We start from the raw sequence: 12,389 nt of genomic DNA, 5'->3' as shown, positions 1-12,389 counted from the left end.
ATGCGCCGTCACTCTGGTTGAAAGGCGGCAAACATCGATGGCCGAACGTCCTTCCATGAACATCAACCTGAAGCAGCTGCGGGCGCTGGTGCGCCTCCTAGAGAAGCGCAACGTGAGCGACTTCGAGTTCGAGGACGAACACGTTCGCATCCGCCTCACGCGCGGGGGCGCCTCGCCGCTCGGCGCGGCGCCGCAGCTCGCGCCCGCCGCTTTCCACTTCCAGAGCGCGCCGGCCGCGCCGCCCGCCCCCGCACCGGCGCAAGCCGCTGCGCCGGCGCCGGCGGCCGCGGCCCCCGCTGCGGCGCCCGCCGCGGCGAACGACGACGCGGTCACGTTCGTGACCTCCCCGTTCGTCGGCACGTTCTACCGGTCTCCGTCGCCGGACGCGCCGCCCTTCGTCGAGGTCGGCAGCGCGATCCGCGTGGGTCAGGCGCTCTGCATCATCGAGGCGATGAAGCTGATGAACGAGATCGAGGCGGACTGCACCGGCACGATCGTCGAGATCCTCGTCGACAACGGCAAGCCGGTCGAGTTCGGCCAGCGTCTCTTCAAGGTGCGGAGCAGCTAGCGCTGCCCGGGACGAGGGAGCCGTGTTCCAGAAGATCCTCATCGCCAATCGCGGCGAGATCGCGATGCGCGTCATCCGCGCCTGCCGCCTGCTCGGCATCCGCACGGTGGCGATCCACTCCGAGGCGGACTCCGCGGCGCTGCACGTCCGGTTCGCCGACGAGGCCGTGTGCGTCGGCCCGGCCGAGGCGGCGAAGAGCTACCTCAACGTCCCGCAGATCATCGCGGCCGCCGAGGTCACGGGCGCCGACGCGATCCACCCGGGCTACGGGTTCCTCTCGGAGAACGCGAAGTTCGCCGAGCTCTGCAAGAAGTGCCGGCTCACCTTCATCGGGCCGACCGCGGAGGCGATGCGGACCTGGGGCGACAAGGTGTCCGCGCGCGCGGTCGCGAAGCGCTTCGGCATCCCGATGCTCAGCGGCACCGGCGTGCTCAAGAGCCCGGCGGAGGCGGCCGAGCAGGCCGAGCGCGTCGGCTACCCGGTGATCCTGAAGGCCTCCGGCGGCGGCGGCGGCAGGGGCATGCGCATCGTCCGGGGCCCCGGCGAGGTGCAGCGCTCGTTCGAGATCGCGACGCAGGAGGCCCTGACCGGCTTCAAGAACCCGGACGTCTACCTCGAGCGCTACGTCGAGGCGCCGCGCCACATCGAGTTCCAGGTGCTCGCGGATCAGCACGGCGGCGTGTGGACGCTCGGCGAGCGCGAGTGCTCGCTCCAGCGCCGGCACCAGAAGGTCATGGAGGAGTCGCCGAGCCCCGCGATGGACAACGACAAGCGCGCGAAGATGGGCGACATCATCCGCGCCGCGATCCTCGAGACCGGCTACACGGGGCTCGGCACGCTCGAGTTCCTGATGGATGAGCGCGGCGAGCTCTACTTCATGGAGATGAACACGCGCGTGCAGGTCGAGCACCCGGTGACGGAGATGGTCACCGGCGTCGATCTGGTCGCGCAGCAGATCCTCGCCGCCGCCGGCGAGCGCCTGTCGCTGCCGGACACGCGCCCGTGGAGCTTCCGCGGCCACGCCATCGAGTGCCGCGTCAACGCCGAGGATCCGCGCTCGTTCGTGCCGTGGCCGGGGCTCATCACCGAGTACCACTCCCCCGGCGGCGTCGGCATCCGCGTCGACTCCGGCGTGTACGGCGGCTTCCGCGTGCCGAGCTCCTACGACTCGCTCGTCGCGAAGGTGATCGCGCACGGCGCCAACCGCGCCGAGGCGATCGCCCGGCTGCGGTGCGCGCTCGACGAGTTCATCATCGGCGGCATCCGCACGAACATCCCGCTGCACCAGGCGCTGCTGCGCGATCCCGACGTCATCGCGGGCAACATCTCGACCCACACCATCGAGCGCGTCGTCTCGCAGGGCTTCTGACCGCGGCGCTCCGGCGCCCGCGCCGCCGCGCCGCCGCGCCGCCACGCCCAGCGACGGCGTTCGCCCCGCGCGCATCGCCCGCTCCCGCGGGCGTGGCGCAGGCCCGTGGAGCGCTGCGTCAAAGGCGCGCCGGAGGCCCTCGAATGTTGGTCCAGAAACAGGTCGGGGATACGGTCCGGTGCTACCTTTCGCCGCTCGTGAAGCTGGGCGAGCAAACCCCTTGAAATAGAAAGCATTTGTCGCGGGTATGGAAGCGAACGCTGGTGTTCAGGTTGACTTCTCTTCGTGGGTCCAGGCCACCTCCGACGCCTCCGAGCTCGAGCTCGGGATCCCTGGCTTCGGGTACGCCGATCTCTTTGATCCTGCGAAGCTCGCCGAGCTGACCGAGCGCTTCGAGGCCTATTTCCGCGCGTCGGACGAGGGCGCCCACGCGCGCTTCGACGCGTACCGGGCCTTCGTGCGAGCGGAGCAGGCGGCGGCCTTCGGGGCCGGGGCCGCCGGGAGCGGCGACGCGGGCCGGCCCTCCCTCACCCCGGAGCAGATCTCCGAGGCGCTGCTCGCGGCCGCGCCGCACGTCGCGCGCTTCGTCGCCATGCTCTTCCGCGTCGAGCGGGAGGCGCAGGCGCAGATCGACGCGACGCTCGCGCGGAGCGACCTCTGGCGCTTCAAGGGCGAGTTCTCGAAGAAGCGCCTGTTCAAGGCGAACGCCGGCAAGGGCTGGCAGGGCACGCCCGTCGAGGCGGCGCACGCGGCGCGGCGGGCGCTCGCGGCCATGGGGGCGCCGGCGGGCGCGCTCGACAGCGGCTCCGACGAGGAGGAGCTCGCGGTCGCGCGCGCGACGCTCGCGCTGGTCGAGGTCGACGACATCGCGCGCAAGGCGGCCAAGGCCGGCGGCGCCCAGTGGACGGACGAGCTCCGCGGCCGGGCGGCGAAGGTGCGCGCTGCGCTGCGGGAGGATCCGGCGCTCGCCGAGCGCGTCGCGGGCGCTGTGGCCGTGGCGGGCGCGGAGCCGACCGAGGCCGAGGACGCCGCGGTCGCGGCGCTCGCGCTCGACGCGGTCGAGGCGTGGCTCACGGTGCGGCGCGCGGACGAGCACGACCCGGCGCGGCGCTGGCCGACGCTGAAGGCGCCGCGCACGCTCGACTACCAGGAGCTCGTGCAGCTCCACCGGAAGGGCGCGAACGGCAGCGGCGGCTCCGCGGAGCTCCTCGTCGGCCCGTCGCACGACCGGCGCGAGCGCGACGGCTTCGCGCTGACCGACCGCCGCGCCGGCCCGCGCGAGGTCGAGAGCCAGGTCGACTACTGCCTCATCTGCCACGATCGCGACAAGGACTCGTGCTCGAAGGGCCTGCGCGACAAGACCGGGGCGATCAAGTCGAACCCGCTCGGCGTCGAGCTCCAGGGCTGCCCGCTCAACGAGAAGATCAGCGAGATGCACTCCATGCGGGGCCGGGGCGACGCGATCGCCGCGCTCGCGCTCGTCTGCGTCGACAACCCGATGACGCCGGGCACGGGGCACCGCATCTGCAACGACTGCATGAAGGCGTGCGTCTTCCAGAAGCAGGATCCGGTGGACATCCCGCAGGTCGAGACGGCGGTGCTCACGGACGTGCTGTCGCTGCCGTGGGGCCTCGAGATCTACGGCTTCCTCACGCGGTGGAACCCGCTCGACGTGCTGCGGCCGCACGCGCGCCCGTACAACGGCAAGAACGTGCTCGTCGTCGGGCTCGGCCCGGCCGGCTACACGCTGGCGCACCACCTCACGCGCGAGGGCTTCGCGTGCGCGGCGATCGACGGGCTGAAGATCGAGCCCTTGCCGGTCGAGCTCACGGGCGACGAGACCCGCCCGCCGCGGCCCGTGCGCGACTTCAAGAAGCTCTACACGGAGCTCGACGAGCGCGTCCTCCTCGGCTTCGGCGGCGTGAGCGAGTACGGGATCACGGTGCGGTGGGACAAGAACTTCCTCACCGTCCTCTACGTCACGCTCGCCCGGCAGCGCCTGCTCCGGATCTACGGCGGCGTGCGGTTCGGCGGCACGATCGATCTCGAGGACGCCTTCCGGGTCGGGTTCCACCACGTCGCGATCGCGGCGGGCGCGGGGCGGCCCACGATCATCCCGCTCAAGAACAACCTCGCGCGCGGCATCCGCAAGGCCTCCGACTTCCTGATGGCGCTCCAGCTGACCGGCGCCTACAAGCGCTCGGCGCTCGCGAACCTCCAGGTGCGCCTGCCGGCGGTGGTGATCGGCGGCGGCCTCACGGCGATCGACACCGCGACGGAGCTCGCGGCGTACTACGTCGTGCAGGTCGAGAAGACGGCCGACCGCATCGACGCGCTGATCGCCGAGCGCGGCGAGAGCTCCGTCCTCGCGATGTTCGACGAGGAGGAGCGGGAGTTCCTGGTCGAGCAGCGGCGCCACGCCGAGGCGATCCGCGACGAGCGCGCGCGCGCCGCGCGCGAGGGGCGGCCGCCGCGGTTCCAGGGGCTCATCGACTCCTGGGGCGGCGTCTCGCTGGTCTACAGGAAGCGGCTCATCGACTCGCCGGCCTACCGGCTGAACCACGAGGAGGTCGCGAAGTCGCTCGAGGAGGGGATCCGGTACGTCGAGAACCTCGCCCCGGTCGAGGCCGTGCTCGACGAGCGCGGGTGCGTCTCCTCGCTCGTGTTCGAGCGCCAGGAGCTCGCGGACGGCAAGTGGCGGAGCGCGGGCGAGATGGTCTCGATCCCCGCGCGCACCGTGTGCGTGGCGGCCGGCACGAGCCCGAACGTCACGTACGAGAAGGAGCGCCCGGGCACGTTCGCGTTCGACAAGTGGCGGCAGTTCTTCCAGCCGCACCGCGCCTACGTCGACGAGGACGGCAAGCTCAAGGTGGAGCTGGCCTACCCGCGGGAGGGCTTCTTCACGAGCTTCAACGACGGCGAGCACGCGGTGAGCTTCTACGGCGACAACCACCCCCACTACGCGGGCAGCGTCGTGAAGGCGATGGCGAGCGCCAAGGACGCGTACCCGTACGTCGTCGCGCTGTTCCGCCACGACCTCGCGCGGCTCGACGAGGAGCCGCAGGCGGCGCGCGACGCGCGGCGGCGCGACCTGTTCGCCCGCCTCGACCACGACTTCGTCGCGGTGGTCGAGCGCGTCGAGCGGCTGACCCCGACGATCGTCGAGGTGGTCGTGCGCGCTCCCGCGGCCGCGCGGAAGTTCGAGCCGGGGCAGTTCTACCGGCTGCAGAACTACGAGGTGAGCTCGCCGGTGATCAAGGGGACGCGGCTCGCGATGGAGGGGCTCGCGCTCACCGGCGCGTGGGTCGACAAGGAGAAGGGGCTGCTCTCGCTCATCGCGCTCGAGATGGGCGCGTCCTCGCGGCTGCTCGCGGCGCTGCGCCCCGGCGAGACGGTCGTCGTCATGGGGCCGACCGGCACGCCGACGGAGATCCCCGAGCAGGAGACGGTGCTGCTCGCCGGCGGCGGGCTCGGCAACGCCGTGCTCTTCTCGATCGCGAAGGCGCTCAAGGCGCGCGGCGACCGCGTGATCTACTTCGCCGGCTACCGGCGCGGCGAGGATCTCTTCAAGCAGGACGACATCGAGGTGGCCACCGATCAGGTCATCTGGTGCACCGACAGCGGCGCGGAGATCGCCCCGCGGCGCCCGACGGACCGGCACTTCCGCGGCAACATCGTGCAGGCGATGAGGGCCTACGCGGAGCGGCAGCTCGGCGGCGAGCTCTCGAGCCTGTCGGAGGTCCGGCGCATCATCGCGATCGGCTCGGACAAGATGATGAACGCCGTGCGCGAGGCGCGGCACGGCGTGCTGGCGCCGCACCTCGATCCGAAGCACGTGGGCATCGCGAGCATCAACTCGCCGATGCAGTGCATGCTGAAGGAGGTCTGCGCGCAGTGCCTCCAGCGGCACGTCGATCCGGCGACGGGCAAGGAGACGCTGGTCTTCTCGTGCTTCAACCAGGATCAGCCGATCGACCACGTCGACTTCAAGAACCTCGCCGCGCGGCTCCGGGCCAACACGGTGCAGGAGAAGCTGTCGAACGCCTGGCTCGATCACCTGCTCGCCGAGCGCCCCGAGCTGCGGCACGTCTGACGGCGGCCTCGGGGGGCTCCGGCGACGCGGAGCTCCCCGGTGTCGACCTCCCGCACCTCCCGCGCCTCCCGCGGGCGGCGGCCCTCAGCCGCCCGGCGGGGGCAGCTTGATCTTCGGCTCCTTCGGGTGCCGCCGGTACAGGAGGACGGTCCGGCCGAGGATCTGCGCGACCTCGGCGCGGAGCTGCTCCGAGAGGGCGTCGGCGACGTCGTTCTGGTCGTCGGGGCACTCGGTGCCGAGCCGCACCTTGACGAGCTCGTGCTGCTCCAGGGCGGCGTCGACCGCGGCGACGACGCCCTCGGTCAAGCCCGCCTTGCCGAGCTGCACGATCGGGTCGAGGTGATGCCCCAGCGCCCGGAGGTGTCGGCGCTGCTTGCCTGTGAGATCCAAAGCGGTCGGCCTTTCGTGAGGCGCCGGCGCGGGCGGCCCCCGCACGGACCGCCGCCTCGCGGCGCGAGCGCGGCGTCATAGCGGCCCCGGGGCAGGAGGAAAAGGGCGCACGCGAAGCGCCCGAGATCCAGACGAGGTGAGTGTATGTGGGATAAAGCGACGGGCGGATTGATCAACGCGGGACGAGCAAGACGAGCAAGACGAGCAAGACGAGCAGGACGATAGATACGACGCGATGTGGACGCCGTGATCCGGCGCGCGCGTGCGCACCCGCCGCGCCGGGAGCTGCTTGGGGTTTTGCTTGACGTGGCTCCCCAACAGGCATCCCCTGGATCTAGCGGCCGGTGGTTCGACGGGGGGTCGAGCGCCGGATCAGCGGCGATATGGGCTCATCGAGCGAGCGAGAGGCGATGGCGGCGCAGGACGTGGAGCTCCCTCGGCTGGACGAGGTGACGGACCCGCTCGAGCTCACGGTCCACGACGAGATCAGCCCCTGCCCGTACCTCCCCGACGCCGAGGCGCGCATGCCGCTCCGCGTGCCGATCCGGCCGCTCACGCGCACGGAGTTCGACCGCAGGCTCGCCGCGGGCAACCGCCGTCACGGCAAGCTGCTCTACCGGACCCAGTGCCCCTCGTGCCGCGCCTGCGAGCCGATCCGGATCCTCGTGCGCGATTTCGTGCTCGGGCGCACGCAGCGCCGGGTTCTCCGCCGCGGCGAGCAGGTGGTCGACGTCGAGATCGGCCCGCCGGTGACCACGCGGGAGAAGGTCGCGCTGTACAACCTGCACAAGCATGGTCGGGGGCTGATGCGCGACGACGGCCCGCTCGGCGCGGCCGGCTACGAGGCGTTCCTCGTGGACAGCTGCTGCGAGACGTTCGAGATGCGCTACCGCGTCGAGGGGCGCCTCGTCGGGGTCGCCGTCGTGGATCGCGGGCAGGAGTCGCTGTCGGCGGTCTACTCGTTCTACGATCCCGAGCTGGAGCCGCTGAGCCCCGGCGTCTTCTCGATCCTGAAGCAGCTCGAGTTGTGCCGCACCTGGGGCCTCCGGTACCTCTACCTCGGCCTCTACGTCGAGAAGTGCTCGAAGCTGGTCTACAAGGCCCAGTACATGCCGCACGAGCGGCTCATCGACGGCCGCTGGCAGCGCTTCGACCGCCCCGCGCCCTCGTCGCCGCCCTGACGGGCGCTCGCGGCTGGATTTTGTGCGCGCGCGGCTTCACAACGCGCCCATGGGGAACCGCGCCTTCGCCTTCGCCGCCTGCGCAGCGCTCTCGGCCATGCTCGCCGCCGCGTGCGGCGAGACCCGCCCGATCGTCGACCGGGCGGACGCGGCGGGCGGCGCCGCGCCGGCCGATGAAGAGGGCGGAGCAGGGGGAGCGCCGCCCGGCGACGCCGGCTCGACCGCGAGCGGCACGACCGGCAGCGGCGGCGCGGCCGGCAGCGGCGGGGCAGGGTAGGCGGCGCCGGGATCCCCCGTGCCCCGGTTGTGTCCCCGCATCGCCGGGCCTAGACCGCTCGCGTGCATCCGCTCGCAGAGAAGGTCCTCGCCCGCGACCTGCGCGCAACCGCGCGGGCTTGCCGGCTCGTCGACGATCGGGCCGGCGATCACGCCGCGATCCTGAAGGATCTCTTCCCGCACACCGGCCGCGCCTGGATCCTCGGGGTGACGGGCAACCCGGGGGCCGGCAAGAGCACGCTCACCGACCGGCTGATCAGCGTCTTCCGCAAGCAGGACCGCCGGGTCGCCGTGGTGGCCGTCGATCCCACGAGCCCGTTCACCGGCGGCGCCATCCTCGGCGATCGCATCCGCATGCAGGCGCACTTCGGCGATCCCGACGTGTTCATCCGGTCGCTGGCGACGCGGGGCGCGCTGGGCGGGCTGTCGCGCTCGGCCGTGGACGTCGCGCGGGTGCTCGACGCCTGGGGCGCCGACGTCGTGCTGGTGGAGACGGTCGGGGTCGGGCAGGACGAGCTCGAGATCACGCGCGCGGCGCACACCACCCTGGTCGTGGCGGCGCCGGGCATGGGCGACGAGGTGCAGGCGATCAAGGCGGGCATCCTGGAGTGCGCCGACGTCTTCGCCGTGAACAAGGCCGATCGGGACGGGGCAGACGCGGCGGTGCGCGATCTGGAGCTGATGATCGCGCTCGGCGGCGAGGTGGCGAAGGCCACCGGCCGGGCGCGAGGGCACAGCGCCGCGGCGCTGCACGCCCGTGCCGCGGGGGCGCCGGCTCCGGGCGGCGAGCCGCCCGCGGGGCCGTGGGTGCCCGCGATCGCGCGGACCGTGGCGACGCGCAACGAGGGCGTGGCGGCGCTCGTGGAGCAGCTAGAGCGGCACCGGGCGTGGCTGCTCGGGACGGAGGAGGGCGCGGCGCGCCAGGAGGAGCGCCTGCGCGAGGCGATGCACGTGCAGCTCCGCGACGCGCTGACCGACGCGGCGGTCGCCGCGCTCGGGCCCGCGCTCGACGCGGCGGTGCACGCCGTCTCGCGGCGCGAGGTCGACCCCTACACGGCCTCGGAGCGGCTCGTGGAGGCGTTCCGCGCGGGCGCCGGTGCGGCCGCCCCGGGCGCCGGGGCTTGAGCCCGCCGGCGCCTGGGCCCGCCGGGGGCTCAGCCGCCGGGGTCTGAGCCCGTCGGGGCGCCTGAGCCGCCGGAGTCTGAGCCCGCCGGGGCGTCACGTCAGGCGCCGGGGCGCTGTATCAGCGCATGCACCGATCCAGCTCTTCGCGCTCGTATTTACAGGACGTGTCCCACTTCCGGTCGTCGCAAACCCATGTGTCGTCCTCGCACGCGAGGAGCTCGTCGTACCGGTCGAGGCAGCCGCGGCGGTCTGCGTCGACGAGCCTGTCGTCGTAGTGATTGAGGCAGTCGTCGTACTGGTGATCGCTGCACCCCCCCTCGCAGTCACACTTGGCATCGCAGAGGGAAGCCTCGGAGGGGCCGCACGCGGCGGTGAGGGAGCAGGCGAGGGCGAAGCACAGATGCAGGGCCTTCATCGCGCCAGTGTACCTCGCCGCGCCGGGCGCCGGCGCGAACAACGGCCTGCGGGGGACGCGCAGACAACGCGCCACGCCGCGCACACGCGCTCCCCACCTGCGCCCCAGGACACCCCGCTTGCGCAGGGGGCGTGTCGCTCACGCCGGCGCCGCGCGCCGGCGCGGGGCTCGCGGCGGCTTTCGCCCCACGTTCTCGGCGCGGAACGCGCTCGGACACACGTCGTTGATCCCGCAGCCGCCGCACGCGGGCTTCTTGGCGAAGCAGATCCGGCGGCCGTGGAAGACCAGCGTATGGGACAGCATGTCCCAGTCGCGCCGCGGAAAGAGGGCCCCCAGATCGCGCTCGATCTGCTCCGGCTTCTCGCTCTTCGTCCACCCGAGCCGCTGCGCCAGGCGCTGCACGTGGGTGTCCACCACGACCCCCTCCGGCGCTCCGAACGCGACGCCGAGCACCACGTTCGCCGTCTTGCGACCGACCCCGGGCAGCCTGACGAGCTCGTCGATTGTCCTCGGCACCTCGCCGCCGTGCCGGTCGACCAGATCGCGCGAGAGCCCCACGATGTTCTTGGCCTTCTGGTTGAACATGCCCATCCCGAGCCGCCTGAGCAGCGCGCTCACCTCCCCGGGGTCGGCGCCGGCGAGCGCCCGCGCGTCGGGGTAGGAGGCGAACAGGTGGGGCGTCACCTTGTTGACGAGCACGTCCGTCGTCTGGGCGCTCAGCACCGTCGCCACCAGCAGCTCGAAGGGGGAGCGGTGATCGAGCTCGCAGTGGGCGTCCGGGTGCAGCGCGCGCAGCCGCGCGAACGTGGCCTCTGCCGGCGGGCTGCGCCGCGCGCGCGCCGGCGCCGGGGGGGCCCCCTCGGCCGGCGGGCTGCGCCGCGCGCGCGCGGGCAGAGGGGGCTCACCCCGCGCGGTGCGGCGGGGCGTTATCGCTGGCTCAGCTGACGAAGGCGCGTTTCCGCGTCTCATGCTCATCGAGGAGCTTCTCGACGCTCGCGAGGGCGTTCTCCACCGACTCCTGCACCATCTGCAGCACCGTCGTCGCCGAGCCCTTCAGCGCCTCGTAGTACCGCTGCCGCTCGGTCGAGTGGATGATCGACGGGGGCAGGCCGGTGCGGAGCAGCAGCATGTTCATGAACAGCCGCGCGACCTTGCCGCTGTCGTTCGGGAACGGATAGACCCGGAGCAGATCGTAGTGCGCGCGCGCCGCGATCCGGATGCCGTTCCGCGTCTTCCGCGTCTCGGGGTCGTTCAGCCAATCGATGATCTGCCGCACTTTGTAGGCGATCTTGTCCGGCGGGGCGTACTCGTGGAAGTAGAGCCGGTGCTGGGGGATGTCCTTGCGGTATTTCACCGTCTTGATGTCCCCCTCCTCGGGATGGAGGATGAGGTAGAGCTTCTTCACGCAGTCGAGCGTGATCGGCGCGCGTTTGTTCGCGCCCTGCTCGCGCACGTACGCGATGGCCTCCTTGTGACGGCGGATGTCATCGTACGTTGGCTGAAGGCTGGAGTCCGTGACGAGCGGCGCCGGGCCGCTGAGCGCCGCGCGCAGCTCCTCGAACGTGTAGACCACGCCCTCAAGCGCGCTGTCGTGGTAGATCCACGACATATCGAGGCTGTCGATGTAGCGCTGCCGGAAGTCCTCCGTCTGCGCGTTCAGCCGCTGCTCGATGATCGCGCTGCGCTCTTCGATGGTGGCCCGCCGCGGCGGGGGCAGCATCGGCAGGGGGAGCGTGACGACTCGCGGCGTCTCCCTGAGCGGGGCGCGCCCCTCGCGGCCCACGCTCTTCACCTTGGCGCCCGGCCGCAGGAGCTTCTTCTCGGCAACGGGCCTGTCGCTGGCGCGCTGGGGCCTGTCGCTGGCACGCTGGGGCCTGTCGCTGGCGCGCTGGGGCCTGTCGCTGGCGCGCTGGGGCCTGTCGCTGGCGCGCTGAGGCCTGTCGCTGGCGCGCTGGGGCTTGTCGCTCGTCCGGCGCGGGCGCTCGACCTCGACGGCGGCCTCCTGCTCTGCGCTCTTGAGCCGCAGCTTCTTCTCCGTGAGCTTCGGCTGCTGGTCGTCGACCCTCAGCTTCTTCCGGAGCTTCGTCGATTTGACCGGCGCCGCGACAGCCCGCTCGGAGCGGGCGGCGACCTTCCGCCTGGTGAGCCTCGGCTTCGCCGCTTTGAACCGCGCGCTCCTCGGCTTCGTGGTCTTCGCGCTCCGCGCTCGCCTGGCGGCCGCCCTCGGCTTCGCCGCCCTCGGCTTCGCCGCCCTCGGCTTCGCCGCCCTCGGCCTGGCGACCCTGGCCCTTGCGGCCTTGGTGGCCCTCGCCCTGGTGGCCTTGGCCCTCGCCGTCCTGGCCTTCGTCGCCCGCGCCTTGGCCGCTCGCGCCTTGACCTTCGCGACCCGCGCCTTGGCCCTGGCCTTGGTGGTCCTGATCTTGGCCGCGCTGCGCGCCGACCGCGCCGACTTCGCCTTCGTCCTCGCGGCCGACTTCCTCGCCTTGGACGCGCTGGCGCGCTTCGCGGCCGCGCGTGTCGCCTTCTTCGCCTTCGCTGCCGGCGATTTCTTCCTGGCGGTCGTGCGGGCTGCCCGGGCCGGCGTGCGCTTCGCCGTGGCCTTGCGCCGCGCCGTGGCCGCCGGTTTGCGGGTCGTCCGCTTCGCCGTGGCCTTGCGCCGCTTGGCCGCCTTCACGGCAGAGGTGCGTCGCGCAGCAGGACGAGAGGCCGCAGCCTTGCGCTTCGGCTTGCGCGCGGCGGGTTTCGCCTTTCGCGCCCGCGCGGTCGAGGCTGCGCGCCTCGAGCTTGCCGCGGTGGCCTTGGTCGCTCTCTTCCGGTCCTTTTTTGAAGTTTTTCGGGTCTTCTTTGCCGCCATGGGCGTGCTTTCACACAATCGCTCAGGCTGCCCGCTGCGCGCTGCTGCGAGCTAACATACGATCCAAAGGGCCTAATGCCGGCCCGCAGCCTAGCAATTTGACGATTTATCCGTCAAC

The 12,389-nt window shown here is 72.2% G+C and carries 12 protein-coding genes; 8 read left to right on the top strand and 4 right to left on the bottom strand.

The genetic code is table 11. The annotated features are described in order from the left end of the window. Window positions 1–37: 37 nt before the first annotated feature. The 3 genes from accB to WMF43_RS23045 all read left to right on the top strand — a co-directional run bounded on the left by accB (window position 38) and on the right by WMF43_RS23045 (window position 6,030). The gene (accB, locus tag WMF43_RS23055; protein ID WP_437683281.1) at window positions 38–568 is read left to right on the top strand and encodes an acetyl-CoA carboxylase biotin carboxyl carrier protein; all 531 of its coding nucleotides are present in this window, start codon (window positions 38–40) and stop codon (window positions 566–568) included. Between the two features lie 22 nt (window positions 569–590). Next, window positions 591–1,937 carry an acetyl-CoA carboxylase biotin carboxylase subunit gene (gene accC / locus WMF43_RS23050; protein ID WP_437683280.1) on the top strand — a complete coding sequence of 449 codons (1,347 nt, stop codon included), beginning with the start codon at window positions 591–593 and terminating at the stop codon, window positions 1,935–1,937. A 247-nt stretch (window positions 1,938–2,184) separates the two neighbouring features. Next, the gene (locus WMF43_RS23045; RefSeq protein WP_437683279.1) at window positions 2,185–6,030 is read left to right on the top strand and encodes an FAD-dependent oxidoreductase; all 3,846 of its coding nucleotides are present in this window, start codon (window positions 2,185–2,187) and stop codon (window positions 6,028–6,030) included. A gap of 84 nt (window positions 6,031–6,114) precedes the next feature. Here WMF43_RS23045 and yhbY read toward each other — a convergent pair whose 3' ends face one another. Next, window positions 6,115–6,420 (bottom strand): ribosome assembly RNA-binding protein YhbY, encoded by a 306-nt coding sequence (gene yhbY, locus WMF43_RS23040; protein ID WP_437683278.1) that lies wholly within the window; start codon window positions 6,418–6,420, stop codon window positions 6,115–6,117. A 383-nt stretch (window positions 6,421–6,803) separates the two neighbouring features. Here yhbY and WMF43_RS23035 point away from each other — a divergent pair, with 383 nt between their 5' ends. The 3 genes from WMF43_RS23035 (at window position 6,804) to meaB (ending at window position 9,002) form a co-directional block, all read left to right on the top strand. Then, window positions 6,804–7,601, top strand: coding sequence for an arginyltransferase (locus WMF43_RS23035; protein ID WP_437683277.1), 798 nt, complete (start codon window positions 6,804–6,806; stop codon window positions 7,599–7,601). Between the two features lie 49 nt (window positions 7,602–7,650). Next, window positions 7,651–7,878 (top strand): hypothetical protein, encoded by a 228-nt coding sequence (locus WMF43_RS23030; RefSeq protein ID WP_437683276.1) that lies wholly within the window; start codon window positions 7,651–7,653, stop codon window positions 7,876–7,878. 62 nt (window positions 7,879–7,940) lie between these two features. Then, window positions 7,941–9,002 (top strand): methylmalonyl Co-A mutase-associated GTPase MeaB, encoded by a 1,062-nt coding sequence (gene meaB / locus WMF43_RS23025; protein ID WP_437683275.1) that lies wholly within the window; start codon window positions 7,941–7,943, stop codon window positions 9,000–9,002. Between the two features lie 118 nt (window positions 9,003–9,120). Here the strand turns inward: meaB and WMF43_RS23020 are convergent, their stop codons facing one another. The 3 genes from WMF43_RS23020 to WMF43_RS23010 all read right to left on the bottom strand — a co-directional run bounded on the left by WMF43_RS23020 (window position 9,121) and on the right by WMF43_RS23010 (window position 11,200). Beyond that, on the bottom strand, window positions 9,121–9,417 hold the full coding sequence (locus WMF43_RS23020; protein WP_437683274.1) for a hypothetical protein: 297 nt from the start codon (window positions 9,415–9,417) through the stop codon (window positions 9,121–9,123). A gap of 138 nt (window positions 9,418–9,555) precedes the next feature. Then, on the bottom strand, window positions 9,556–10,386 hold the full coding sequence (gene nth / locus WMF43_RS23015; RefSeq protein ID WP_437684062.1) for an endonuclease III: 831 nt from the start codon (window positions 10,384–10,386) through the stop codon (window positions 9,556–9,558). After that, window positions 10,355–11,200: a Fic family protein gene (locus WMF43_RS23010; RefSeq protein ID WP_437683273.1), complete on the bottom strand. Its 846-nt coding sequence runs from the start codon at window positions 11,198–11,200 to the stop codon at window positions 10,355–10,357. The genes nth and WMF43_RS23010 overlap by 32 nt, the downstream gene beginning before the upstream one ends. A gap of 10 nt (window positions 11,201–11,210) precedes the next feature. Between WMF43_RS23010 and WMF43_RS23005 the strand changes: the two genes are divergently transcribed. Both WMF43_RS23005 and WMF43_RS23000 read left to right on the top strand, forming a co-directional pair. Beyond that, window positions 11,211–11,351, top strand: a complete 141-nt coding sequence (locus WMF43_RS23005) for a hypothetical protein (protein ID WP_437683272.1) — start codon at window positions 11,211–11,213, stop codon at window positions 11,349–11,351. 81 nt (window positions 11,352–11,432) lie between these two features. Next, window positions 11,433–12,326 (top strand): hypothetical protein, encoded by an 894-nt coding sequence (locus WMF43_RS23000; RefSeq protein ID WP_437683271.1) that lies wholly within the window; start codon window positions 11,433–11,435, stop codon window positions 12,324–12,326. The last annotated feature ends 63 nt before the right edge of the window (window positions 12,327–12,389 follow it).

This window comes from Sorangium sp. So ce131 (assembly GCF_051519095.1).
Lineage (GTDB): Bacteria > Myxococcota_A > Polyangia > Polyangiales > Polyangiaceae > Sorangium.
The sequence above is the reverse complement of the archived record's forward strand: the minus strand, read 5'-3'. Positions and strand labels throughout refer to the sequence as shown.

What these genes read in the sequence shown, in the direction of transcription:
- accB (WP_437683281.1), top strand. Translation starts at nt 38, where the DNA reads ATGGCCGAACGTCCTTCCATGAACATCAACCTGAAGCAGCTGCGGGCG.
- WMF43_RS23045 (WP_437683279.1), top strand. Translation starts at nt 2,185, where the DNA reads ATGGAAGCGAACGCTGGTGTTCAGGTTGACTTCTCTTCGTGGGTCCAG.
- WMF43_RS23035 (WP_437683277.1), top strand. Translation starts at nt 6,804, where the DNA reads ATGGGCTCATCGAGCGAGCGAGAGGCGATGGCGGCGCAGGACGTGGAG.
- WMF43_RS23030 (WP_437683276.1), top strand. Translation starts at nt 7,651, where the DNA reads ATGGGGAACCGCGCCTTCGCCTTCGCCGCCTGCGCAGCGCTCTCGGCC.
- WMF43_RS23020 (WP_437683274.1), bottom strand. Translation starts at nt 9,417, where the DNA reads ATGAAGGCCCTGCATCTGTGCTTCGCCCTCGCCTGCTCCCTCACCGCC.
- nth (WP_437684062.1), bottom strand. Translation starts at nt 10,386, where the DNA reads ATGAGACGCGGAAACGCGCCTTCGTCAGCTGAGCCAGCGATAACGCCC.